Origin of the sequence: Streptomyces sp. NPDC050856 (assembly GCF_040653855.1) — a bacterium.
Classification (GTDB): Bacteria; Actinomycetota; Actinomycetes; order Streptomycetales; family Streptomycetaceae; genus Streptomyces.
Window position 1 is genome coordinate 45477 of record NZ_JBFAGV010000017.1, and the last position, 23520, is coordinate 68996.

The 23520-nt window shown below is 70.9% G+C and carries 22 protein-coding genes, 1 pseudogene and 1 riboswitch; of the genes and pseudogenes, 15 read left to right on the forward strand and 8 right to left on the reverse strand.

What is annotated here, in order from left to right:
• Positions 1–9: 9 nt before the first annotated feature.
• Positions 10–1197 carry a quinolinate synthase NadA gene (gene nadA / locus AB0H53_RS17400; RefSeq protein WP_362113313.1) on the reverse strand — a complete coding sequence of 396 codons (1188 nt, stop codon included), beginning with the start codon at positions 1195–1197 and terminating at the stop codon, positions 10–12.
• A gap of 285 nt (positions 1198–1482) precedes the next feature.
• On the opposite strand from nadA, the gene erpA reads away from it, so the two are divergent.
• Positions 1483–1839 carry an iron-sulfur cluster insertion protein ErpA gene (gene erpA / locus AB0H53_RS17405; RefSeq protein WP_064071056.1) on the forward strand — a complete coding sequence of 119 codons (357 nt, stop codon included), beginning with the start codon at positions 1483–1485 and terminating at the stop codon, positions 1837–1839.
• A gap of 109 nt (positions 1840–1948) precedes the next feature.
• On the opposite strand, the gene AB0H53_RS17410 is transcribed toward erpA, so the two are convergent.
• Positions 1949–3337, reverse strand: a complete 1389-nt coding sequence (locus AB0H53_RS17410) for a hypothetical protein (protein ID WP_362113316.1) — start codon at positions 3335–3337, stop codon at positions 1949–1951.
• 88 nt (positions 3338–3425) lie between these two features.
• A complete protein-coding gene (locus AB0H53_RS17415; RefSeq protein WP_362113319.1) occupies positions 3426–3632 on the reverse strand; it encodes a hypothetical protein in 207 nt (68 codons plus the stop codon).
• A 126-nt stretch (positions 3633–3758) separates the two neighbouring features.
• Between AB0H53_RS17415 and AB0H53_RS17420 the strand changes: the two genes are divergently transcribed.
• Positions 3759–4733: a carbohydrate kinase family protein gene (locus tag AB0H53_RS17420; RefSeq protein WP_362113322.1), complete on the forward strand. Its 975-nt coding sequence runs from the start codon at positions 3759–3761 to the stop codon at positions 4731–4733.
• 57 nt (positions 4734–4790) lie between these two features.
• Here AB0H53_RS17420 and AB0H53_RS17425 read toward each other — a convergent pair whose 3' ends face one another.
• On the reverse strand, positions 4791–6179 hold the full coding sequence (locus AB0H53_RS17425; RefSeq protein WP_362113325.1) for an aminotransferase class V-fold PLP-dependent enzyme: 1389 nt from the start codon (positions 6177–6179) through the stop codon (positions 4791–4793).
• A 399-nt stretch (positions 6180–6578) separates the two neighbouring features.
• On the opposite strand from AB0H53_RS17425, the gene AB0H53_RS17430 reads away from it, so the two are divergent.
• From AB0H53_RS17430 to AB0H53_RS17445, 4 genes are all read left to right on the forward strand, one after another.
• On the forward strand, positions 6579–7553 hold the full coding sequence (locus AB0H53_RS17430) for a cytochrome c oxidase subunit II (RefSeq protein ID WP_362113328.1): 975 nt from the start codon (positions 6579–6581) through the stop codon (positions 7551–7553).
• Entirely contained in the window at positions 7550–9298 is a 1749-nt protein-coding gene (ctaD, locus tag AB0H53_RS17435; protein WP_362113331.1) for a cytochrome c oxidase subunit I, read from the forward strand. The genes AB0H53_RS17430 and ctaD overlap by 4 nt, the downstream gene beginning before the upstream one ends.
• Positions 9295–9693, forward strand: a complete 399-nt coding sequence (locus AB0H53_RS17440; protein ID WP_362113334.1) for a cytochrome c oxidase subunit 4 — start codon at positions 9295–9297, stop codon at positions 9691–9693. Before ctaD ends, AB0H53_RS17440 begins: the two co-directional genes overlap by 4 nt.
• A gap of 110 nt (positions 9694–9803) precedes the next feature.
• Entirely contained in the window at positions 9804–11057 is a 1254-nt protein-coding gene (locus AB0H53_RS17445) for an Ig-like domain-containing protein (RefSeq protein ID WP_362113337.1), read from the forward strand.
• 43 nt (positions 11058–11100) lie between these two features.
• Here the strand turns inward: AB0H53_RS17445 and AB0H53_RS17450 are convergent, their stop codons facing one another.
• Positions 11101–11502, reverse strand: a complete 402-nt coding sequence (locus AB0H53_RS17450; RefSeq protein WP_362113340.1) for a hypothetical protein — start codon at positions 11500–11502, stop codon at positions 11101–11103.
• Positions 11503–11679: 177 nt separating this feature from the next.
• Between AB0H53_RS17450 and AB0H53_RS17455 the strand changes: the two genes are divergently transcribed.
• The 6 genes from AB0H53_RS17455 to AB0H53_RS17480 all read left to right on the forward strand — a co-directional run bounded on the left by AB0H53_RS17455 (position 11680) and on the right by AB0H53_RS17480 (position 18913).
• Positions 11680–12300 (forward strand): heme-copper oxidase subunit III, encoded by a 621-nt coding sequence (locus AB0H53_RS17455; RefSeq protein WP_362113343.1) that lies wholly within the window; start codon positions 11680–11682, stop codon positions 12298–12300.
• A gap of 66 nt (positions 12301–12366) precedes the next feature.
• Positions 12367–13176 (forward strand): c-type cytochrome, encoded by an 810-nt coding sequence (locus AB0H53_RS17460; RefSeq protein ID WP_362113346.1) that lies wholly within the window; start codon positions 12367–12369, stop codon positions 13174–13176.
• Positions 13173–14222: a Rieske 2Fe-2S domain-containing protein gene (locus AB0H53_RS17465; RefSeq protein WP_362113349.1), complete on the forward strand. Its 1050-nt coding sequence runs from the start codon at positions 13173–13175 to the stop codon at positions 14220–14222. The genes AB0H53_RS17460 and AB0H53_RS17465 overlap by 4 nt, the downstream gene beginning before the upstream one ends.
• On the forward strand, positions 14219–15850 hold the full coding sequence (locus AB0H53_RS17470) for a cytochrome bc complex cytochrome b subunit (protein ID WP_362113352.1): 1632 nt from the start codon (positions 14219–14221) through the stop codon (positions 15848–15850). Before AB0H53_RS17465 ends, AB0H53_RS17470 begins: the two co-directional genes overlap by 4 nt.
• 130 nt (positions 15851–15980) lie before the next feature.
• A complete protein-coding gene (gene trpD / locus AB0H53_RS17475; protein WP_362113355.1) occupies positions 15981–17045 on the forward strand; it encodes an anthranilate phosphoribosyltransferase in 1065 nt (354 codons plus the stop codon).
• A 187-nt stretch (positions 17046–17232) separates the two neighbouring features.
• Positions 17233–17350, forward strand: a riboswitch (SAM riboswitch).
• 171 nt (positions 17351–17521) lie between these two features.
• A complete protein-coding gene (locus tag AB0H53_RS17480) occupies positions 17522–18913 on the forward strand; it encodes an aminotransferase class V-fold PLP-dependent enzyme (RefSeq protein WP_362113358.1) in 1392 nt (463 codons plus the stop codon).
• On the opposite strand, the pseudogene AB0H53_RS17485 reads toward AB0H53_RS17480, so the two are convergent.
• The 3 genes and pseudogenes from AB0H53_RS17485 to AB0H53_RS17495 form a co-directional block, all read right to left on the reverse strand.
• A pseudogene (locus AB0H53_RS17485) lies at positions 18910–19191 on the reverse strand (glycerate kinase); the annotation flags it as partial. The gene AB0H53_RS17480 and the pseudogene AB0H53_RS17485 overlap by 4 nt on opposite strands.
• 56 nt (positions 19192–19247) lie before the next feature.
• Entirely contained in the window at positions 19248–19529 is a 282-nt protein-coding gene (locus tag AB0H53_RS17490) for an Lrp/AsnC ligand binding domain-containing protein (protein WP_362113361.1), read from the reverse strand.
• Complete coding sequence (locus tag AB0H53_RS17495) at positions 19526–20224, reverse strand: rhomboid family intramembrane serine protease (protein WP_362113364.1); 699 nt, start codon at positions 20222–20224, stop codon at positions 19526–19528. The genes AB0H53_RS17490 and AB0H53_RS17495 overlap by 4 nt, the downstream gene beginning before the upstream one ends.
• Before the next feature lie 125 nt (positions 20225–20349).
• Here AB0H53_RS17495 and AB0H53_RS17500 point away from each other — a divergent pair, with 125 nt between their 5' ends.
• The 3 genes from AB0H53_RS17500 to AB0H53_RS17510 all read left to right on the forward strand — a co-directional run bounded on the left by AB0H53_RS17500 (position 20350) and on the right by AB0H53_RS17510 (position 23384).
• Positions 20350–20592, forward strand: a complete 243-nt coding sequence (locus tag AB0H53_RS17500) for a hypothetical protein (RefSeq protein ID WP_362113367.1) — start codon at positions 20350–20352, stop codon at positions 20590–20592.
• Positions 20593–20645: 53 nt separating this feature from the next.
• Entirely contained in the window at positions 20646–22010 is a 1365-nt protein-coding gene (locus AB0H53_RS17505) for an NYN domain-containing protein (protein WP_362113369.1), read from the forward strand.
• A gap of 348 nt (positions 22011–22358) precedes the next feature.
• Positions 22359–23384: an NlpC/P60 family protein gene (locus tag AB0H53_RS17510; RefSeq protein ID WP_362113372.1), complete on the forward strand. Its 1026-nt coding sequence runs from the start codon at positions 22359–22361 to the stop codon at positions 23382–23384.
• Positions 23385–23520 lie beyond the last annotated feature (136 nt).

Consider the following 23520-nt stretch of genomic DNA (forward strand, 5'->3'; position numbering starts at 1 on the left):
CGGGCGGGACTACGGCAGCGCCAGCATCCGCTCGAGCGCCAGCTTGGCGAAGCTCTCGGTCTCGCGGTCGACCTGGATCCGGTTGACCAGGTTGCCCTCGGCCAGCGACTCCAGCGCCCACACCAGGTGGGGCAGGTCGATGCGGTTCATGGTGGAGCAGAAGCAGACCGTCCGGTCGAGGAAGACGATCTCCTTGTCCTCACTGGCGAAACGGTTCGCCAGGCGCTGTACCAGGTTCAGCTCGGTGCCGATCGCCCACTTCGAGCCGGCCGGGGCCGCCTCCAGCGTCTTGATGATGTACTCCGTGGAGCCCACGTAGTCCGCGGCGGCCACGACCTCGTGCCGGCACTCCGGGTGCACCAGGACGTTCACGCCCGGCACGCGTTCGCGCACGTCGTTCACGGAGTCCACCGAGAAGCGGCCGTGCACCGAGCAGTGGCCGCGCCACAGGATCATCCTGGCGTCGCGCAGCTCCTGGGCCGTCAGGCCGCCGTTGGGCTTGTGCGGGTTGTACAGGACGCAGTCGTCCAGCGACATCCCCATGTCCCGCACCGCGGTGTTGCGCCCCAGGTGCTGGTCGGGCAGGAACAGCACCTTCTCGCCCTGCTCGAAGGCCCAGTCGAGGGCGCGCTTGGCGTTGGAGGACGTGCAGATGGTGCCGCCGTGCTTGCCGGTGAAGGCCTTGATGTCGGCGGAGGAGTTCATGTAGGAGACCGGGACGACCTGGTCGGCGACGCCCGCCTCGGTCAGCACGTCCCAGCACTCCGCGACCTGCTCGGCGGTCGCCATGTCGGCCATGGAGCAGCCCGCCGCCAGGTCCGGCAGGACGACCTTCTGGTCGTCGGAGGTCAGAATGTCGGCCGACTCGGCCATGAAGTGCACGCCGCAGAAGACGATGTACTCGGCATCCGGCCGTGCCGCCGCCTCCCGGGCGAGCTTGAAGGAGTCGCCGGTGACGTCCGCGAACTGGATGACCTCGTCACGCTGGTAGTGGTGGCCCAGCACGAAGACCTTGTCGCCGAGCTTCTCCTTGGCCGCGCGGGCGCGCTCCACCAGGTCGGGGTCGGACGGCGACGGCAGGTCGCCGGGGCACTCGACTCCCCGCTCGCTCTTGGGGTCGGCCTCGCGCCCGAGCAGCAGCAGGGCGAGCGGCGTCGGCTGGACATCCAGGGGCTGGGCGGTGGTCACGTCACGCACCCTTTCTTCTCTCGATAAGCGCGGCGAAGCCGCTCCAGTGCAGCGGGGCGTGCACCGGGGAGCCTTTTCGTCTAAATGACGCTATCTATCATAACCGGTTCACGTCACTTTGACGATGTCCATAGCGTCGATGTGACACATCCCCCCTCAACCGGCCGGTGCCCGCCGGTGAGGCGGTGTGCGAGCATGAAAGGGAAAGACACGCACTCGGCCCGGAATGAATCCGCGGCCCCGCCGGTTGCAACCGTCGGCAAGCAGTCTCCGTACAACCCGGGAGAGAAGCAGATGTCCGTATCGGACGAGAAGACCACTGTCAGCGACGGCATCCTCCTGTCGGACGCCGCCGCGGCCAAGGTCAAGGCCCTGCTCGACCAGGAAGGCCGCGACGACCTCGCGCTGCGCGTCGCCGTTCAGCCCGGTGGCTGCTCGGGCCTGCGGTACCAGCTCTTCTTCGACGAGCGCTCGCTCGACGGTGACGTCGTCAAGGACTTCAACGGCGTCAAGGTCGTCACCGACCGCATGAGCGCCCCCTACCTGGGCGGCGCCTCCATCGACTTCGTCGACACGATCGAGAAGCAGGGCTTCACCATCGACAACCCCAACGCCACCGGCTCCTGCGCCTGCGGCGACTCCTTCAGCTAGGACCCGCGCGCACGGCGACGACGAAGGCGGCGGCCCCCGGACACCCGGGGGCCGCCGCCTTCCTCACACCCGTCCCGCCGCACCCGCGGACCGGCACCCGCCGGACGCGCTACTTCAGCGGCACCGCCCGGTCGCTCGCCGCGTCCACGACCTCCCGGCCGCCCAGCGGCCGGTCCAGCGTCACCGACGCGGTCAGCTCCTTGGCGATCATGATGCAGGCCCGGCCCGGTTCGATCGGCTTCTCGGCCACCGTCAGCCGCACCCGCTCGGCGCTCTCCTCGGCGCGGACGGTGTACGTGCTGCACACCCCGCCCCAGAAGCGCGCGGTCAGCTTCTTCCCCTCCACGCGGTAGGACTCCACCCGGCTCGGCTTGTCGGTGCTCCCCCCGCTGGCCGACTCCCCGGGCGACGGCGCCAGATGCCGCGGCGCCACCGCCGGGTAGGTCACGGTGGACGACGGGGCGCCGGCCTTCGGTTCCACCTCGAACAGCCACGACGGCACGAGTGCCTCCCGGCCCCCGGTGAACTGCGCGGCCAGCCCGAACACCGCCTTGGTGACGGTCACCGTCTCCTTGGGCGCCCCGCCGCTCCGCCCGCACTCCGTCGCGGGCCCGGCCCCCTCGGTCAGCGGCGCGGGCGTCGCGCACCCGCCGATCCCGGCCCGGCCGTCGCCCGACGGCGCGTTCAGCCGCTTCAGCGCCTCGGCCGCGCCGATCACCGGGTACACATCACCCGCGACCGGTGCCTTCAGCCGCCCGCTGCCCCCCACCACCCGGCCGTCCGGCCCGATCTGGACACCGGTCGACCAGCCGTACGTCGGCAGACCGCCGACGACCGGGTCGGCGTTGACCACCCGTACCGCGCCCATCCGCTGGGTGGCGTCCAGGTCGGCGTCCCGCTGGCCCACCGCCGCCAGCACGGGAGCCGCGGCCCTCTTCGCCGCCTCCTCGCTCACCGGCCGCCCGGTCCCGTGGTGCGACCCGCCGCCGGGGCACTCCTCGCCCTTCAGGCAGTTGTCGCCGGCCGGTGCGGTGCCCAGCGTCCAGGTGGCCGGCGCCTGCCGGTTGACCTGGAGCTCGGCGCCCGAGCCGTCCTTCTCCCGGCCGGTCTTCCAGACCGCCCCGTCCAGCCGCGGCGTGCCGCTCACCCCGAGGGCCTTCGCCAGCCGGGCCACCTCCGCCGCGCCGACCGTGCCCTCCGGCCGGTACACGGGTGCCGCGTCCGGGCCGTCGGGCAGCTCGCCCGCGGCCCGGTACTCCACCCCGTGCGGGTCCGGCTCACCGGGCGCGATCCCCGGGCCGGTGCCGTGTCCGTCCAGGACCAGCGGCGGGGGAGTGCGGCCGGCGGCCGGGGTGCCGCGCGGCTTGTCGTCCGAGGCGGCCGTGGCGAAGTAGGCACCGCCGCCACCGGCGACCAGTACCGCCGCCGCCACCGAGGCGACGGCGAGCGGCGAACGCCGCCGGCGGGCGCTGTCCTGTGTGGGCTCCGTACTGCTCACCGCATCGCTCCTCACTTCTTGTGTATCCCCCTTGTACGGGAGACACCCCTGGGACGGAACGAAGGAGCGCGCGGTTCCCCTTGTGTCGTCAGACGCCGTACTCCGAAGCGGCGTCCAGCAGCCGCGCCGAGTCGGGCGGGACGACCACACCGTGGATCAGGGACGGCGGCACCGGAACCGGGGCGGCCGTCGCCGGCACCACCCAGTGCGGTGCCATCCGCGCGCTGTCACCGCGCAGCTGGGCCAGGCTCATCTCGGTGTCGCCCGGTACGGGCGGGGCGCTGTGGTTCGGCATACCCGCACCGTACGCACCCGGAGACCGACCGAAAAAGACCTACTATTGGGTAGTTTCCGCTCTTGGGGCCTCCGCCGACCCGGTAGCGTGAACTGTCAACGCCGCCTTCCCCAGGAGCGCCCAGCCGTGCGTATCGCAGTCACCGGCTCCATCGCCACCGACCACCTCATGACCTTCCCCGGCCGTTTCGCCGACCAGCTCGTCGCCGACCAGCTGCACACGGTCTCCCTCTCCTTCCTCGTCGACAACCTCGACGTCCGCAGGGGCGGGGTGGCCGCCAACATCTGCTTCGGGATGGGGCAGCTGGGCGCCGCCCCCGTCCTCGTGGGCGCGGCGGGTTCGGACTTCGACGAGTACCGCGCCTGGCTCGACCGCCACGGCGTGGACACCGGTTCGGTACGGATCTCCGAGGTACTGCACACCGCGCGCTTCGTCTGCACCACCGACGCCGACCACAACCAGATCGGCTCCTTCTACACCGGCGCCATGAGCGAGGCCCGGCTGATCGAGCTGAAGGCCGTCGCCGACCGGGTCGGCGGCCTGGACCTGGTCGTCATCGGCGCGGACGACCCGGAGGCGATGCTCCGGCACACCGAGGAGTGCCGCACCCGCTCCATCCCGTTCGCCGCGGACTTCTCGCAGCAGATCGCCCGCATGGACGGCGACGAGGTGCGCACGCTCCTGGAGGGCGCTACGTACCTCTTCTCCAACGAGTACGAGAAGGGGCTCATCGAGTCCAAGACCGGCTGGACCGACGCGGAGATCCTGGCCAAGGTCGGCCACCGCGTCACCACCCTCGGCGCGCGCGGGGTGCGCATCGAGCGGGTCGGCGAGCCGGTCGTCGAGGTCGGCTGCCCGGAGGAGCACGCGAAGGTCGACCCGACGGGTGTCGGCGACGCCTTCCGCGCCGGCTTCCTCTCCGGCCTGTCCTGGGGCGTCGGCCTGGAGCGCGCCGCCCAGGTCGGCTGCATGCTCGCCACCCTGGTGATCGAGACGCTCGGCACCCAGGAGTACACCCTCGGCCGCGCCCCCTTCCTGGACCGTTTCACCAAGGCGTACGGCCACGAGGCCGCCGCCGAGGTGCAGCCCTACCTGCCCTAGCGGCCGCCGGTGGACCGGGCCCGGCCCGTCCGGCCCGGTCCACCGGACACCGCCCGGTCACGACACCCGGCGGACCACATACGCCGCTCCCCGGTCCGCCGGCCGCTCACCCGCGTACTCCTGGCCACGCATCTCGCACCAGGCCGGAATGTCCAGCCGGGCCGCCTCGTCGTCGCTGAGCACCGTCACGGTCCCGCCCACCGGGACGTCCCCGAACACCTTCGCCAGCTCGATCACCGGGATCGGGCACCGCCTGCCCAGCGCGTCCACCACCAGGGACCCGCCTTCCCCCTCCCCGGCGGCCGGCCGCGCGGAGACCGGCGCGCCCAGCCGCTCCCGCACCCGCGCCACCGCGTCCGGCAGCACCTCCAGGAACCGGTCCACCTCCGCCCCGTCCGTCCCCGGCGGCAGCGACACCCGGACGTTGCCCTCCGACAGCACGCCCATGGCCCGCAGCACATGGCTGGGCGTCAGCGTGGAACTCGTGCAGGACGAGCCGGACGAAACGGAAAAACCCGAGCGATCCAGTTCGTGCAGGAGCGCCTCCCCGTCGACATAGAGACACGAGAAGGTCACCAGGTGCGGCAGTCGCCGCACCGCGTCGCCGACCACTTCCACGTCCGGCACCAGCCGCGGCACCCGCGCCCGGATCCGCTCCACCAGCTCCGTCAGCCGCGCCGCCTCCGCGTCGGCCTCCGCCCGTACCGCCCGCAGCGAGGCCGCGGCGGCCACAATGCCCGGAACGTTCTCGAACCCGGCCGCCCGCCCCGACTCCCGCTCGTCCGCCGGACCCTGGGGCGCGAACCGGACTCCCTTGCGCACCACGAGCAGGCCCACGCCCGCGGGGCCGCCCCACTTGTGCGCGCTGGCCGCCAGCAGCGACCAGCCGTCCTCGACCCGCCCCCACGCCAGCGACTGCGCCGCGTCCACCAGCAGCGGCACCCCGGCCGCCCGGCACGCCCCGGCCACCTCGCCCACCGGCTGCTCGGTGCCCACCTCGTGGTTGGCGGACTGGAGGCAGGCGAGGGCGGTGTCCTCCCGCAGCGCGGCGGCGTACCCGCCCGGGTCCACGCGCCCGGCCCGGTCCACCGCCACCTCGGTCACCGTCCCGCCCTCCGCCTCGTGGGCGGCGGCCGCGTGCAGCACCGACGAGTGCTCCACCGCGGACACGACCAGATGCCGCCCGGCCCGCCGTCGCCCGGCCAGCGCCCCGGCGACCCCCGAGTGCACGGCGCGCGTCCCCGAAGGAGTGAACACCAGCTCGTCGGGACGGCACCCCACCACCTCGGCGGCCGCCTCCCGCGCGGCGTCCAGCAGCATCCGGGCGCGCCGCCCCTCGCGGTACAGCCGGGCGGGGTCGGCCCACCCCTCGTCGAGCGAGGCCTGCAGGGCCTGCCGGGCGACCGGGTGGAGCGGGGCGGAGGAAGCGGCGTCGAAGTAGGGCACGCCCCCACGCTAACTCCGCCGCCCCCACCCCCGGATGCCCCGGGGCCCGGCGAGTGAGCCGAAGGGGCGCGCGGGTGCCGAGAGGGAGAACGCGCGCGGGGTCGTGAGGAACGAGCGACCCGAGCACGATGGACCGTCGGCGCACGCTCATGGCGCCCGGAGGCGGAGCGAGCCGTGCGAAAGGGGAGGCGGGCGGGGCCGAGCCCTGGAAAACCGCACCGAACCCTCAAAAGAGGTGCCCCCCGGCGCGTTGGGCACCCTCCCCGCGCGACCCCAAATTGCGTCCAGTAGGGTTTGGTCCGCATAAACATCCAAACCCCTGCCCGCGTCAGGGCCGGCGACCGACCAGCGAGACGGCCGCAGCCGACCGCGCGGGCGAGACTCTCGGGAAGGCGCTACGTGAGTCCCAACGGCTCCGACCGCTCGTCGCGGCGCCCGATGCGGCGGAAGCTGCCGCAGGTGCTGACTGCGGGCCTGATCCTGGCTACCGCCTCCGGTTGCTCATACAACTGGGAGGATTTCCCCCGCCTTGGTATGCCCACCCCGGTGACGGAAGAGGCACCTCGGATCCTCTCCCTCTGGCAGGGCTCGTGGGCGGCAGCGCTCGCCACGGGCGTGCTGGTCTGGGGTCTGATCCTGTGGAGCGTCATCTTCCACCGGCGCAGCCGCACCAAGGTGGAGGTTCCTCCGCAGACCCGGTACAACATGCCCATCGAGGCGCTGTACACGGTGACCCCGCTCATCATCGTCTCGGTGCTGTTCTACTTCACCGCGCGGGACGAGTCGAAGCTCCTCGCCCTCTCCGAGAAGCCGGCCCACACCATCAGTGTGGTCGGCTACCAGTGGAGCTGGGGCTTCAACTACGTCGAGGACGTCGACGGCAAGGCCGACACCGGCAACGCCGCGTCCGACCAGAACCTGGCGGTTCTGCCGGACCGGTACACCAAGGAGTTCCCCAAGGGCGCCGAGGGCGTCCACGACGCCGGCATCCCCGGTGACCGGAACCCGCAGAACGGCAACCCCGGCCCGACGCTGTGGCTGCCGAAGGGCGAGAAGGTCCGGTTCGTCCTGACCTCCCGTGATGTCATCCACTCCTTCTGGGTTCTGCCCTTCCTCATGAAGCAGGATGTCTTCCCGGGGCACAACGTCAACGCCTTCGAGGTGACTGCCACCAAGGAGGGCACCTTCCGGGGCAAGTGCGCCGAGCTCTGCGGCGTCGACCACGCCCGGATGCTCTTCAACGTCAAGGTGGTCTCCCCGGAGCGCTACCGGCAGCACCTGAAGGAGCTGGCCGAGAAGGGGCAGACCGGCTACATCCCGGCGGGCATTCAGATGACCGATCCGGCCAGGAACGCGGAGAGCAACCAACTGTGAGCATCCTCAACGAACCTCAGGGTGCCGCCGCAGCAGCCGACGGCTCCCGTGAGCCGTACGAGAACGAGCTGCCCGTTCGGCGCAAGCAGCCCGGCAACGTGGTCGTGAAGTGGCTGACCACCACCGACCACAAGACGATCGGCACGCTTTACCTGGTCACGTCGTTCGCCTTCTTCTGTGTCGGCGGCCTGATGGCGCTCTTCATGCGCGCCGAGCTGGCCCGTCCGGGTACGCAGATCATGTCGAACGAGCAGTTCAACCAGGCGTTCACGATGCACGGCACGATCATGCTGCTGATGTTCGCGACGCCGCTGTTCGCCGGATTCGCGAACTGGATCATGCCGCTGCAGATCGGCGCGCCCGACGTGGCGTTCCCGCGGCTGAACATGTTCGCCTACTGGCTGTACCTCTTCGGCTCACTCATCGCGGTGGCCGGCTTCCTGACCCCGCAGGGCGCGGCCGACTTCGGCTGGTTCGCCTACGCGCCGCTCTCGGACGCCGTCCGCTCGCCGGGTGTCGGCGCCGACATGTGGATCATGGGTCTGGCCTTCTCCGGCTTCGGCACGATCCTCGGCTCGGTCAACTTCATCACCACGATCATCTGCATGCGCGCGCCCGGCATGACGATGTTCCGGATGCCGATCTTCACCTGGAACGTGCTGCTGACCGGTGTGCTGGTCCTGCTGGCCTTCCCGGTCCTGGCCGCGGCGCTCTTCGCGCTGGAGGCCGACCGCAAGTTCGGCGCGCACATCTTCGACCCGACCAATGGCGGCGCGCTGCTGTGGCAGCACCTCTTCTGGTTCTTCGGACACCCCGAGGTGTACATCATCGCCCTGCCGTTCTTCGGCATCGTCTCGGAGATCATCCCGGTCTTCAGCCGTAAGCCGATGTTCGGTTACATCGGCCTGGTGGCCGCGACGATCGCGATCGCCGGTCTGTCGGTGACGGTGTGGGCCCACCACATGTACGTCACAGGTGGCGTGCTGCTGCCGTTCTTCTCCTTCATGACCTTCCTGATCGCGGTACCGACCGGTGTGAAGTTCTTCAACTGGATCGGCACCATGTGGAAGGGCTCGCTGTCCTTCGAGACCCCGATGCTCTGGACGATCGGCTTCCTGGTCACCTTCACCTTCGGTGGCCTGACCGGTGTCATCCTGGCCTCGCCCCCGATGGACTTCCACGTCTCCGACTCGTACTTCGTCGTCGCGCACTTCCACTACGTCGTCTTCGGCACCGTGGTCTTCGCGATGTTCGCCGGGTTCCACTTCTGGTGGCCGAAGTTCACCGGCAAGATGCTGGACGAGCGGCTGGGCAAGATCACGTTCTGGACGCTGTTCATCGGCTTCCACGGCACGTTCCTGGTGCAGCACTGGCTGGGCGCGGAGGGCATGCCGCGGCGTTACGCGGACTACCTCGCGGCCGACGGCTTCACCCTGCTGAACACGATCTCGACCATCGCGTCGTTCCTGCTGGGCCTGTCGATCCTGCCGTTCTTCTACAACGTCTGGAAGACCGCCAAGTACGGCAAGCGGGTCGAGGTGGACGACCCATGGGGTTACGGCCGTTCGCTGGAGTGGGCGACCTCCTGCCCGCCGCCGCGGCACAACTTCCTCACGCTGCCGCGGATCCGGTCCGAATCCCCGGCGTTCGACCTGCACCACCCTGAGATCGCCGCCCTCGGCCAGCTCGAGAACGACGGGCAGAAGGACACCGCGCTGTTCGGTGGCAAGGAGGTCGGCAAGTGAAGATCCAGGGCAAGATGTTCATCTGGCTGAGCTTCTTCATCCTCGCCATGGCCGTGCTGTACGGCCTGTGGTCGAAGGAGCCGGCCGGTACGACGGCGCTGTTCCTGGCCTTCGGCCTGGCGATCATGATCGGCTACTACCTGGCCTTCACGGCCCGGCGGGTGGACGCCATGGCGCAGGACGACAAGGAGGCCGACGTCGCGGACGAGGCCGGTGAGCTGGGCTTCTTCTCCCCGCACAGCTGGCAGCCGCTGTCGCTGGCGGTCGGTGGCGCGTTCGCCTTCCTCGGTGTCGCTCTGGGCTGGTGGCTGCTGTTCTTCTCGCTGCCGCTGATCCTCATCGGCCTGTTCGGCTGGGTGTTCGAGTACTACCGGGGCGAGAACCAGAACCAGTAGCTCGACCGCGCTCCCCGAGGGGCCCGGTGACCTCCGTACGGAGGCCGCCGGGCCCCTCGTTTGCAGTCATTCGGCGTGCCGGGGTCGACAGCTCTTCCTACCGTGTGCTTATGAGCCACACGCCGCGCAACCGCACCGTCCTCAGCTGCCTCCTGCTGGTCGTCGCCGCCGGCGCGAGCGCGACGGCGTGCGGTGGCCCCGACGGCCACCCGCTCTCCGTCGAGCCGTACGACGCGGCCCGCCAGGTCGCCTTCAACGCCCCGCCCGGCAGGGCCAAGGCGGCCCTCGACAAGCCCCTCGAAGTCACCGCCAAGGGCAGGGGGAGCCGCATCACGGACGTCACCGCCGTCGACGCGTCCGGCCGCTACCTGGCCGGCGAGCTCTCCGCGGACGGCGGCAGGTGGCGCTCCACGGCCCCGCTGGCCGCCGGAACCCGCTACACCGTCAAGGTGGCCACCGAGGACCGCAAGGGCGCTCCTGGGGCCCGTACGCTGACCTTCGAGACCGCCCCGGCCAAGAAGCTCCTGACGGTGGATCTCGGCCCCGAGCCGGGCACGTACGGCGTCGGGCAGCCCCTCACGGCGGAGCTGGGCGCGCCGGTGAGGTCCCGGGCCGAGCGGGCCGTGGTCGAGCGGTCCCTGAAGGTCCGCTCCACCCCGTCGGTGGAGGGCGCCTGGCACTGGGTGGACGACAAGAAGCTGCACTTCCGCCCCAAGGAGTACTGGCCGGTCGGCGCGACCGTCACCGCCACCAGCACGCTCGCGGGCGTCAAGGTCACCGGTGACTTCTACGGCGCCCCCGCCGAGCCCCTGAAGCTGACGATCGGCGACCGGGTCGAGGCCATCACCGACGCGTCGGCCCACTCCATGACCGTCAAGCGCAACGGACAAGTGATCAACACCATTCCGGTGACCACCGGGAAACCGGGCTTCTCCACCCGTAACGGGATCAAGGTGGTGCTCGGCAAGGAGTACTACGTCCGGATGCGCGGCACCACCGTCGGCATCCCCGCGGGCAGCAGCGACTCCTACGACCTGCCGGTGTACTACGCCACCAGGGTCACCTGGAGCGGTGAGTACGTCCACGCCGCGCCATGGTCGGTGGGCTCGCAGGGCAGCGCCAACGTCAGCCACGGCTGCACCGGCATGTCCACCGGCAACGCGGCCTGGTTCTACGAGACCGTCCGCCCCGGCGACCTGGTCACCGTCGTCAACAGCACCGGCAAGGAGATGGACCACTTCGGCAACGGCTTCGGCGACTGGAACGTGCCCTGGGACAAGTGGCGGCAGGGCAGCGCCGTCCTGGCCGGGACCAGGGAGGGCGGCGGCCCCGCCGACCTCGCCCGCCTCAGGCCCCACTTCTGAGGCCCCGCCTCCGGGCCCCGCCCGCCGGGGCCGGGGGCGGGGGTCAGGCCTCCACGGAGAGGTGGGAGCGCAGCAGGGCGGCCAGGGCGTCCGGGAACTCCACCGGGTCCACCGGAAGGGTCACCGCGCTGTCCGCGCGGCTCCAGGTGGCCAGCCAGGCGTCCTGCGGGCGGCCGATGAGCAGCAGCACGGGCGGGCAGTCGAAGACCTCGTCCTTGATCTGCCGGCACACGCCCATCCCGCCCGCCGGGGCCGCCTCGCCGTCCAGCACGCACACGTCGACGCCGCCACCCGCCAGCCGCTCCAGCACCGCGGGCAGGGTCGCGCACTCGACGTACTCGACCGGGGGAACGTCCGCCGCGGGCCTGCGCCCGGCCGCCAGCCGCACCTGTTCGCGGGTGTGGGCGTTGTCGCTGTAGACCAGGACGGTGGCGCTCGACTGCATGGTTCCTCCGAGACGTCGGCGGCATGGGCAGAACCGATGCGCCGGATGCTACTCCGTCCGGCGTCGTGTCAGCACCGGTTCGCGGGCCCGCTCCGATGGGCCGTTCGGCTTGGCCACACCCCGCCAACACACCGAACGGCACCCCCCGGAGTGAGGGCGGGATAAGCGACCGACATAATGTCGGTCGTGGCGACAGCAACGACAGTAGAAACCGGGCACGCGCACCCGTCGGTCAATCGGCCGAACCTCACCAGCGTCGGGACCATCATCTGGTTGAGTTCCGAGCTGATGTTCTTCGCGGCCCTCTTCGCGATGTACTTCACCCTGCGTTCGGTGACGGGTGCCGAGTTCTGGAAGACGCAGGCGGATCACCTGAACTTCCCGTTCTCGGCGACCAACACCACGATCCTGGTGCTTTCCTCGCTCACCTGCCAGCTCGGCGTCTTCGCCGCCGAGCGCGGTGACGTGAAGAAGCTCCGCACCTGGTTCGTGATCACGTTCGTGATGGGTGCGATCTTCATCGGAGGCCAGGTCCTCGAGTACACGGAGCTGGTGAAGGACGCGGGGCTCTCGCTCTCGTCCGACCCGTACGGCTCCGTGTTCTACCTGACGACCGGTTTCCACGGCCTGCACGTGACGGGCGGTCTCATCGCCTTCCTGCTGGTCCTCGGCCGGACGTACGCGGCGAAGAGATTCACCCACGAGCAGGCAACCGCCGCCATCGTCGTGTCCTACTACTGGCACTTCGTCGATGTCGTCTGGATCGGCCTCTTCGCCACGATCTACATGATCAAGTAATCGGGTCCGACACCCGACTACATCCAGCAAGCATCGACGCAGAAGATCCTGACACCGGGGTAATCCGTGAAAAAGCTCTCCGCACGACGACGCCATCCGCTGGCGGCGGTCGTCGTCCTACTTCTCGCGCTGGCGGCCACTGGGGGGCTGTACGCCGCGTTCGCACCCGCGGGCAAGGCACAGGCCGACGAGACCGCCCAGTCCCTCGCCATCGAGGAGGGCAAGAAGCTCTACACCGTCGGCTGCGCCAGCTGCCACGGAACCGGCGGTCAGGGCACCACTGACGGCCCGAGCCTGGTCGGCGTCGGCTCCGCATCCGTGGACTTCCAGGTCGGCACAGGCCGTATGCCGGCCCAGCAGCCGGGCGCCCAGGTGCCGGAGAAGAAGAACATCTACACGCAGGCCGAGATCGACCAGCTCGCGGCGTACATCGCCTCGCTGGGCGCCGGTCCGGTCACGCCGACCGAGAAGCAGTACAGCCCCGACGGCGCGGACATCGCGCGCGGCGGTGACCTGTTCCGCACCAACTGCGCCCAGTGCCACAACTTCACGGGCGCCGGCGGTGCCCTGACCAACGGCAAGTGGGCGCCGAGCCTCGACGACGTGACCCCGAAGCACATCTACGAGGCCATGCAGACCGGCCCGCAGAACATGCCGTCCTTCCCCGACACCACGATGCCGGAGAAGGAGAAGAAGGACATCATCGCGTACATCCGGACCGTGAACGACGACAGGACTGCGACCCCGGGCGGCTTCGCGCTGGGTGGTCTCGGCCCGGTCAGCGAGGGTCTGTTCGGGTGGATCTTCGGTCTGGGTTCGCTGATCGCCGTCGCCGTCTGGGTCGCGGCCCACACCGCTAAGGCCAAGAAGTCATGAGTAGCCAAGAGTTTTCCAAGGAGAGCCTGCCGAGCGAGCAGGACACCGCGCACGGCACGGCGGTAGCCGAGCACCCGTTCGCCGACCCGGGGCTGCCGCCCCACAAGCCCCGCATCCAGGACATCGACGAGCGGGCCGCCAAGCGGTCCGAGCGCACGGTCGCCCTGCTGTTCACGACGTCGATGCTGGCCACGGTGGCCTTCATCGCCTCGTTCGTGATCTTCCCGGTGGAGAAGATCGTCTACGTCTGGCCGCTCGGCCACGTCAGCGCGACCAACCTCTCGCTGGGTCTGACGCTGGGCATCGCGCTCTTCTGCATCGGCGCGGGCGCGGTCCACTGGGCCCGCACCCTGATGTCCGACGTGGAGGTCGCCGACGACCGGCACGCCATCGAGGCGGCGCCGGACGTCAAGGCCAAGGTCATGGCCGACTTCGCGGAGGGCGCCAAGGAGTCCGCGCTCGGCCGGCGCAAGCTCATCCGCAACACCATGTTCGGCGCGCTGGCCATGGTGCCGCTCTCCGGCGTGGTGCTCCTGCGCGAGCTGGGCCCGCTGCCGGAGAAGAAGCTCTTCCACACGTCGTGGGCCAAGGGCAAGCAGCTCATCAACATGAACACCAATGAGCCGCTGCGTCCCGAGGACGTCGCCGTGGGCTCGCTCACCTTCGCCATGCCCGAGGGCCTGGAGGAGAGCGACCACGACTTCAACAACAAGATCGCCAAGGATGCCCTGATGATCGTCCGGATCCAGCCGGAGGACATCAAGGACAAGCGCGAGCTCGAGTGGTCGCACGACGGCATCGTGGCCTTCTCCAAGATCTGCACCCACGTGGGCTGCCCGATCTCCCTGTACGAGCAGCAGACCCACCACGTCCTCTGCCCGTGCCACCAGTCCACCTTCGACCTCTCCGACGGTGCCCGCGTCATCTTCGGCCCGGCCGGCCACGCCCTTCCGCAGCTGCGGATCGGCGTGAATGACAAGGGCTTCCTCGAGGCGCTCGGCGACTTCCCCGAGCCCGTCGGCCCTGCATTCTGGGAGCGCGGATGAGCACCACGACCGCAACAGACAGTAATCGGAAGGCCCCCGCCGGCGAGCGGGTCGCCGACTGGGCCGACGGCCGGCTGGGGATCTACTCGCTGGCCAAGGCCAACATGCGGAAGATCTTCCCGGACCACTGGTCCTTCATGCTGGGTGAGATCTGCCTCTACAGCTTCATCATCATCATCCTCACGGGTGTGTACCTGACGCTGTTCTTCCACCCGAGCATGAACGAGATCGAGTACCACGGCTCGTACGTGCCGATGCAGGGCATCCGGATGACCGAGGCCTACGCCTCGACCCTGGACATCAGCTTCGACGTCCGCGGCGGTCTGCTGATCCGGCAGATCCACCACTGGGCGGCCGTCGTCTTCCTCGCCGGCATGTTCGTGCACATGATGCGCGTCTTCTTCACCGGCGCCTTCCGCAAGCCGCGCGAGGTCAACTGGCTGTTCGGCTTCCTGCTGCTCGTCCTGGGCATGTTCACCGGCTTCACCGGCTACTCGCTCCCGGACGACCTGCTCTCCGGCACCGGTGTCCGCTTCACGCAGGGCGCGATCCTGTCCATGCCGGTCGTCGGCACGTACATCTCGATGTTCCTGTTCGGCGGGGAGTTCCCCGGCCACGACATGGTGGCCCGGTTCTACTCGATCCACATCCTGCTGCTGCCGGGCATCATGCTCGGCCTCGTGGTGGCGCACCTGATCCTGGTCTTCTACCACAAGCACACGCAGTTCCCCGGCCCCGGCCGGACGAACAAGAACGTCGTCGGCATGCCGCTGCTGCCGGTCTACATGGCCAAGGCCGGAGGCTTCTTCTTCCTGGTCTTCGGTGTCATCGCGGTCATCGCCGGCGCCTTCACCATCAACCCGATCTGGACCATGGGCCCCTACCGCCCGGACCAGGTGTCCACCGGCGCCCAGCCCGACTGGTACATGGGCTTCGCCGAGGGTCTCATCCGGGTGATGCCCGGCTGGGAGATCAACCTGTGGGGCCACACGCTGGTCCTGGGCGTGTTCATCCCGCTGGTGGTCTTCGGCCTGATGCTCGCCGCGATCGCGGTCTACCCGTTCATCGAGTCGTGGATCACCGGCGACAAGCGGGAGCACCACCTGCTGGACCGGCCGCGCAACGCGCCGACCCGGACCGCCCTGGGCGTGGCCTGGGTGACCGGCTACATGATCATGCTGGTCGGTGGTGGCAATGACATCTTCGCCACCCACTTCCACATGTCGATCAACGCCATCACCTGGTTCGTCCGGATCTCCTTCTTCGTCGGACCGGTCATCGCGTTCGTCGTCACCAAGCGGATCTGCCTGGGCCTGCAGCGGCGGGACCGCGACAAGGTCCTGCACGGACGTGAGACGGGCATCATCAAGCGGCTGCCGCACGGTGAGTTCGTCGAGATCCACGAGCCGCTCAGCCAGGCCCAGCGGTTCGCGCTCACCGCGCACGAGCAGTACACGCCCGCCGAGATCGGCCCGTCGGTCGACGAGAACGGCGTCGAGCGCAAGCTCTCGCGCTCGCAGAAGCTCCGCGCGAAGCTCAGCAAGGGCTACTTCGGCGACGGGAACCAGATCCCCAAGGCCACCGCCGAGGAGTACAAGGAGATCAGCAGCGGCCACGGCCACCACTGATCGCCGGCAGCGCGACACCTGGGAATCGCCACAGCGGGAGCCCCGTCCATCGGCTGGACGGGGCTCTTCGCCGTCCTCGCGGGTCGATAGGGTGGGCTCATCCCTGTACGGATGGACACCAGGAGCGACCATGAGCGCTGTGCAACCCGCTGGAGGACCTGACACGGCGGGCCGCTCCTGGCCCGCGGTGCTGAACGGCCTGCTGGAGGGGCGCGACCAGAGCGCCGACGACACGGCGTGGGCGATGGAGCGGATACTGCGGGGCGAGGCCACCAACGCGCAGATCGCCGGGTTCGCCGTGGCGCTGCGGGCCAAGGGCGAGACCGTGGAGGAGATCGCCGGCCTGGTCCGGACCATGTACGCGCACGCCAGGGTGATCGACGTGCCCGGGCCGACCGTGGACATCGTCGGCACGGGTGGCGACGGCGCCAGGACCGTCAACATCTCCACCATGTCGTCGATCGTCGTCGCCGGTGCGGGCGCCAGGGTCGTCAAGCACGGCAACCGCGCCGCCTCGTCCGCCTCCGGCGCCTCCGACGTGCTGGAGAAGCTCGGCGTCAACCTGGAGCTGACGCCCGAGCGGGTCGCGGAGGTCGCCCGGGAGGCGGGCATCACCTTCTGCTTCGCGGTGAAGTTCCACCCGGCGCTGCGCCATGTGGCGGCGGCCCGCAAGGAGCTGGGCATCCGCACCACCTTCAACTTCCTCGGCCCGCTCACCAACCCCGCCCGGGTGCGCGCCCAGGCGACCGGTGTCGCGGACGCGCGGATGGCGCCCATCCTCGCCGGGGTGCTGGCCGAGCGCGGCTCGTCGGCGCTGGTCTTCCGGGGCGACGACGGCCTGGACGAGCTGACCACCACGGCCACCTCCCGGGTGTGGGTGGTACGGGACGGGGCGGTGCGCGAGGAGGCCTTCGACCCGCGCGACGTGGGCATCGAGCCGGTGCCGGTGGAGGCGCTGAGGGGCGCGGACGCGTCGTACAACGCCGATGTGGCCCGCAGGCTGCTGGGTGGCGAGACCGGTCCGGTGCGGGACGCCGTGCTGCTCAACTCGGCGGCGGCGCTGGTGGCCCTGGAGCCCGCGGACGCGCCGCTGGCCGAGCAGTTGCGGGCGGGTATGGCCAGGGCGGCCGAGTCGATCGACTCGGGGGCGGCCCTGGCCGTGCTGGAGCGCTGGGTCGCGGCCAGCAACGCCTGAGCCGCCGGCCCGCCCGGCGCGGGCCGCCCGGGCGCACCGGCTCAAGGGCCTTCGCGTACACGGGCCTCCGGTGGTGCCGGCGCACCGGCGAGGACCGCGGGGGTCCGGCTCCGGCCGGGCCCCCCGCCGTGTCCCGTCATCCGGACACGGGTTGCGCGGGATCGATCATTGGCATAACTTCTCGGCAGGTCATGAGTGACAGCGACTACGGCCCCGGCCCGCTGTCCGGCAACCCTCCGTCCGTGGCGGGGTGCCCCGGGTGAAGACCAGGCCGTGGGCAGCGAGGTCCGCGGCAAGCGCGGACCCCTGCAGACCCTGGGGTCCTGGTCCTCAAGGGAGCAGTCTCGTGAGCAAGCGAATGCGATAGGGCTGACAAGCCCCTTTTTCGCGCCCCCTTTTCCTTCCGTCGACGCCGCGTCCGCCATGCCGTGACGCGTTGACGCGACGGTTTCGCCTGCCTTGTACGGGAGTTCGCCGTGTCCGTTTCCAGTGTTGCCGCCGACCAGTCCGTATGTGCCCCTCTGCCCGTTCTGGGGCGAGACGTCACCGTGCCGCTGGTGACCGGGGGAGAGGTCACCTACGCCGCGCTCGACTACGCGGCGAGCGCGCCCGCGCTCCAGCGGGTGTGGGACGACGTGGCCGCCTACGCGCCGTACTACGGCAGCGTGCACCGCGGCGCCGGGTACCTCTCGCAGCTCTCCACCGACCTGTTCGAGAACAGCCGCGCGGCCGTGGCGGAGTTCCTCGACTGCCGCCCGGACGACCAGGTGGTGTTCACCCGGTCCACCACCGACTCGCTGAACCTGCTGGCCGCCACCCTGCCGGCCGGCTGCCAGGTCTTCGTCTTCGAGACCGAGCACCACGCCGCGCTGCTGCCCTGGGTGTCGTCCCCCGGCGCCACCGGGCGCGGGGGGAGGGACGCGCGCGTGACCTACCTGGACGCGCCCCGCACACCGGCACAGGCCGTCGACACCCTGGAGCGGGCACTGGCCGGCCGCGACGGCCACGGCCCCGCCCTGGTCTGCGTCACCGGCGCCTCCAACGTGACCGGCGAGCTGTGGCCGGTGCGCGAACTCGCCGCCACCGCCCACGCGCACGGCGCGCGGATCGTGCTGGACGCCGCGCAGCTCGCCCCGCACCACCCCGTCTCGGTGCGCGACCTGGACGTCGACTGGGTCGCCTTCTCCGGGCACAAGCTCTACGCGCCGTTCGGCTCCGGCGTCCTCGCCGGACGGGCCGACTGGCTCCAGGACGCCGAGCCGTACCTGGCCGGCGGCGGTGCCTCCCGGCAGGTCGCACGGCGCGCCGACGGCGGGGTGGACGTGGAGTGGCACACCACCGCGGCCCGCCACGAGGCCGGTTCGCCCAACGTCATCGGCGTGTACGCGATCGCCTCCGCCTGCAAGGCGCTGACCGAGGCCGGGTTCGACCGGCTGGTGGCCCGCGAGCGGGAGCTGATCGCCACGGTCCGCGCGGGCCTGGCCGGGGTGCCCGAAGTGCGGGTGCTGTCGCTGTTCGGCGACGACGCCCCGCGCGTCGGGGTCATCTCCTTCGTCGTCGAGGGCTGGAACAGCTCGCACTTCGCGGCGGCGCTGTCCGCCGAGTACGGGATCGGGGTGCGGGACGGGCTGTTCTGCGCCCACCCGCTGGTGCGCACCCTGCTCGGCGGCGACCCCGGGGGTGTGGGTGAGTGCGGCGCCCCGGACGGGGGGCCCGCCGCGCTCAACGCCATCCGGGTCAGCTTCGGGGCGGGGACGCCGGACGAGCACGTCGAGCGGTTCGTCCGGGCCGTGCGGGAACTGGTCCGGGACGGGGCTCGCTGGAACTACCGTACGGAGGACGGGCGCTGCGTGCCCGACCGCGGCTAGGAGGCCCCCAGGGAGCCGGGCCCTTTCCGCCCGGGGCGGACCCGGGTCCGGGAGCCGGGCCCTGGACCGGGTGCACGCTCCGGGCGCTCAGGCAGTGGCAGCGGGCCGGGCGTGATCGACTCGTAGGCGTCCGGACCCGCCAGGTCCGCGCCGCCGCCCGGGGTCCCCGCGAGGGGGAGGACCGGGACGCCCGCCTGCCGGGCGCGGCGCGCGACCGTACCGGGGACCTCGCCGCGCGGCGTCCGGCCGTCCGGGGCACCCCACCCGGTGATCACCGGGTCGGCGCGTGCCGGCCGGGTCCGTCCGGAGGGCCGGTCGCGGGCCGGGGCCGGCGTTACGCGTCGAGGCCGATCGCGAACGCCGCGTCCAGGTCGTGCTGGGAGTACGTGCGGAACGCCACGTGCGTGTCCGTCCCCAGGACGCCCGGGATCTTGCTGATCCGGCCGGGGATGACGTCCGCCAGGTCGTCGTGCCGGGCCACCCGCACCATGGCGATCAGGTCGTACGTACCGGTGACGGAGAAGACCTCGCTGACGCTGTCCAGGGCGGCGATCGACTCCGCGATCTCCGGGATGCGGTCCACGCTGGTCTTGATGAGCACGATCGCGCTGATCACGGCTGTCCTTCTCCCTCGGTGGCCGCTGGCTGGACCTTCACTCTAGTCCCCCGCCGGAACCGTCCCCAGGCGTAGAGGAAGCCCAGGGCGAAGCCCACCACGTGGGCCAGGTACGCGACGCCCGGCCCGGTGCCGGCGTTCCGGGCGGCGAGCCACTGCAGGACGAACCAGAAGACCAGCACGATCCAGGCGGGGAACCGCAGCGGCAGGAAGAACAGGAACGGGAACAGGCTGGTGACCCGGGCCTTGGGGAAGAGGAAGAGGAACGCGCCGAGCACCCCGGAGATCGCCCCCGACGCCCCGACCAGGGTCTGTTCGGACGTCGCGTGCGCCGCCGCGTACGCGATCAGGGCGAGGCAGCCGCAGCCGACGTAGAAGAGGGCGAACTCGGTGTGCCCCATCCGCTCCTCGGCCATCGCCCCGAAGACGTAGAGGAAGAGCATGTTGCCGAGCAGATGCAGCCAACTGCCGCTCACGAAGAGGGCGGTGAGCGGGGTGAGCAGCGCGTTTGGGGAGCCGCTGAGCAGTTCGGCGGGGATGACGCCCCAGTGCCGGAAGTACCCGCTCTGGGCGGCGAGCAGCGCGTCGCCGGTGCCGTACCGCGGGTTCAGCCCCGACACCGGGCTGATCAGGAAGATCACACAGCACGCGCCGATCACGCCGTACGTCACCGCCGGTCCCCGCCAGTCGACCATGGACAGATCATGACGTACGGGCACCGAGCCGGACAGGGTGCCTCGCCGCGACACGGGGTACCCGCGAGGCCGTAGGGTTACGGGCACACGAGGCGCACGACCCGTGGAGGAAAGAGGACGGCACGATGACGACGGTTCCCCTGCCGACCGCCCGGACCCGCTGGCGCTGCACGCTCTGCGGGAACCTGACGCGGTTCGACGTGACCCGTTCCTCCAAGGTCGTCGAGTACGTCCACCTCGACCTGGCCGGTGAGCCCAAGGTCGAGGAGCGCGAGGTGGTCAGTGAGACCATCGAGTCGGTGCGCTGCCGCTGGTGCAACGCGGTGGACCAGATCGAGCTGGTGGACAGGCCGGACGCCGCTTCCTGAAGGGAGCGGCCCGCCGGGACGACGGACGGTAGACGGGTAGTGGGGTGACGGACGTGGAGCAGCCCGCGAGCGGCGCTGAGCCGGCCGGTGCGGCCGGTGACGCCGGCGAGGCGCTCGACCGCCCGCTGCCCGAGGGGGTACGGCGCAGGGTCGTCGCCCTCGTCTCGGACGCCTTCGGTGGGCTGACCGTCGGGGAACTGCCCGCCCAGTTGCGGCAGTACGCCCGGTTCACCCCGACCCGCCGGGCCAAGTTCGCGGGCAACGCGATGGCCGCCGCGCTGGAGGGCGACCCGGTTTTCCGGCAGCGGATCGGCGAACGGTTCAAGGAGGCCCAGCCCGAGCTGGCCGCCGCCCTGGAGGCCGGCTCGCCGCCCGCCGCCGCCGACCCGCTCGACGTCGCCGCGGCCGCCTACGTCCTGCGCCCGCCGGGCTGGGTCAAGCTGGTCGCCGCGGCCGGCGAGGAGGCCCAGCGCGTGGACGCCGAGCGCGCCGACGAGGCCGGCCGGCGCGAGGTGGAGCGGCTGCGGGCCGAGCTCGCCGAGGCCCGCGCGCAGACGCGTACCGAGACCGAGCGGCTGCGCGCCGAGTTGGAGGCGGCCCGCAAGGACGCGGAATCGCTTCAGCGCAAGCTGCGCAGCGCCCAGAGCGACGTCAAGCGCGGCGACGCGGCGCTGCGCCGTACGCAGGCCGACATCGACACGATCAGGGCCGAGGCCGCCGCCCGGGTCTCCGCGGCCGAGAGCGAGTCGCGCCGCCTCAAGGCCCGCCTCGGCGAGACGGAGGCCGCCCTGGAGGCGAGCCGCCGGGCGGCCAGGGAGGGCCGCTCGGTGGAGGACATGCGGCTGCGGCTGCTGCTGGACACCGTGCTGGAGTCGGCCCAGGGCCTGCGCCGCGAGCTGGCGCTGCCGCCCGCGTCCCTGCACCCGGCGGACACCGTCGAGGCGGTCGAGCCGGGCCGGATGTCGCCCAAGGACATCGCGGCCCGGGCGCTGTCCGAGACCGACCCGGCGCTCCTCGACCAGCTGCTCGCGCTGCCCCAGGTGCATCTGCTGGTGGACGGCTACAACGTCACCAAGACCGGCTATCCGACGATGCCGCTGGAGAAGCAGCGGCTCCGGCTGCTGGGCGGCCTGTCGTCGCTGGCGGCCCGGACGGGCGCCGAGGTCACCTGTGTCTTCGACGGCGCGGAGCTGGCGGCGCCCGTGCTGCTGGCGCCGCCGCGCGGGGTGCGGGTGCTGTTCTCCAAGCCCGGCGTGACCGCCGACGAGCTGATCCGCCAGTTGGTGCGGGCGGAGCCGCCGGGCCGGCCGGTGGTGGTGGTCTCCACCGACCGTGAGGTCGCCGACGGGGTCGCGAAGTCGGGCGCCAGGCCCGTCGCGTCCGCATTGCTGCTGAAGCGCCTTTCGCGCGTCTCGTAACTCTCGGGCGTGATGCCCGGATTCGGCACCGGCTCGGGGAACCCAACGTCAAGTGCCCATGACCCAGCGTGGAACGCCGACGAGGAAAATGACGTCCGCGCGAGATTTTTCGCATGAGGATTTGAACTGATCTCAAGATGGTCACTAGGTTTAGGCCTCGACCCTTCGCGCAGTTGATCGCCCATCCGGGGCGGCAGCGAAGGAACCGCCTATTCCGTGCAGTTCGGACCCTTGCCCGTGGCGTCGCGCGGGAGGTGCCCCCACACGGGGGCCGGATGTGACGCGCGGAGCCGGGGCCACCGGTCCCCACAGCCCGGTAGGCGGCTGAGGAAGAAGGAGCTCGCCTTCGTGGCGTCCCACCGTCGTCCCAAGCAGCCGAGCCGCGCTCGCGTGACCGTGCTCACCGCGACCGCCGCCGCGGCCGTCGCGCTCACCTCCCAGACCGCTCAGGCCGACCCGAAGCCGAGCAAGAGCGAGGTCAAGGCCAAGGTCGACAAGCTGTACCACGAGGCCGAGAAGGCCACGGAGGAGTACAACGGCGCCAAGGAGCAGCAGACCAAGCTCCAGAAGGAGGCCGAGGCCCTCCAGGACAAGGTCGCCCGTGGGCAGGAGGAGCTCAACACCCTGCGCGACAGCATCGGTTCGGTCGCCAGCGCCCAGTACCGCTCCGGCGGCATGGACCCCTCCCTGCAGCTCTTCCTCTCCTCCGACCCCGACACCTACCTCGACAAGGCCTCCGCCGTCGACCAGTTGAGCGCCAAGCAGACCGAGGCGCTGGAGGCCATCCAGGGCAAGCAGCGCACGCTCGCCCAGCAGCGCGCCGAGGCCACCGCGAAGCTGGCCGACCTCGAGGACGTCCGCAAGACGCTCGGCGAGCGGAAGAAGGCGTTCCAGGGCAAGCTCGCCGAGGCGCAGAAGCTGCTCAACACGCTGACCGCCGAGGAGCGCGCCAAGATCCAGCAGGAGGAGCAGCGCGCCAGCCGGGCCGCCAGCGAGCGGGTCGAGCTCACCAAGGAGGTCCCGGCCTCCCAGCGTGGCGCCGCCGCCCTGGCGGCCGCCGACACCCAGGTCGGCAAGCCCTACGTCTCGGGTGCCGAGGGCCCCAACTCGTACGACTGCTCGGGGCTGACCCAGTGGGCCTACCGCCAGGCCGGGGTGAGCATCACGCGCACCACCTACACCCAGCAGCACGACGGCGTGCGGATCGGCCGCGGCGAGCTCAAGCCGGGCGACCTGGTCTTCTTCAGCAACCTGTCGCACGTGGGCCTGTACGCGGGCAACGGCCAGGTGCTGCACGCTCCCTACCCGGGTGCCTTCGTGCGCTACGAGGCGATCGGGTACCTGGGCGACTTCCAGTTCGGCGTGCGCGTCTGACGCGCCCGTAAGCGTCCCCGAACGGACGAAGTTTTCCCACCTGAGTTGACGCCCCGCCCCGTCGGTGACCTGTGGTCCCCGGCGGGGCGCCGCTGTTCGAGGCCCGCGCGGCCTTTGTCCGGAGCGTAGTCATCCG

Bases quoted from the DNA above. Each gene is read 5' to 3' on its own strand.
- erpA (WP_064071056.1), top strand. From the start codon at position 1,483: ATGTCCGTATCGGACGAGAAGACCACTGTCAGCGACGGCATCCTCCTG.
- AB0H53_RS17415 (WP_362113319.1), bottom strand. From the start codon at position 3,632: ATGCCGAACCACAGCGCCCCGCCCGTACCGGGCGACACCGAGATGAGC.
- AB0H53_RS17445 (WP_362113337.1), top strand. From the start codon at position 9,804: ATGAGCCACACGCCGCGCAACCGCACCGTCCTCAGCTGCCTCCTGCTG.
- AB0H53_RS17450 (WP_362113340.1), bottom strand. From the start codon at position 11,502: ATGCAGTCGAGCGCCACCGTCCTGGTCTACAGCGACAACGCCCACACC.
- AB0H53_RS17455 (WP_362113343.1), top strand. From the start codon at position 11,680: ATGTCGGTCGTGGCGACAGCAACGACAGTAGAAACCGGGCACGCGCAC.
- AB0H53_RS17465 (WP_362113349.1), top strand. From the start codon at position 13,173: ATGAGTAGCCAAGAGTTTTCCAAGGAGAGCCTGCCGAGCGAGCAGGAC.
- AB0H53_RS17470 (WP_362113352.1), top strand. From the start codon at position 14,219: ATGAGCACCACGACCGCAACAGACAGTAATCGGAAGGCCCCCGCCGGC.
- trpD (WP_362113355.1), top strand. From the start codon at position 15,981: ATGAGCGCTGTGCAACCCGCTGGAGGACCTGACACGGCGGGCCGCTCC.
- AB0H53_RS17495 (WP_362113364.1), bottom strand. From the start codon at position 20,224: ATGGTCGACTGGCGGGGACCGGCGGTGACGTACGGCGTGATCGGCGCG.
- AB0H53_RS17500 (WP_362113367.1), top strand. From the start codon at position 20,350: ATGACGACGGTTCCCCTGCCGACCGCCCGGACCCGCTGGCGCTGCACG.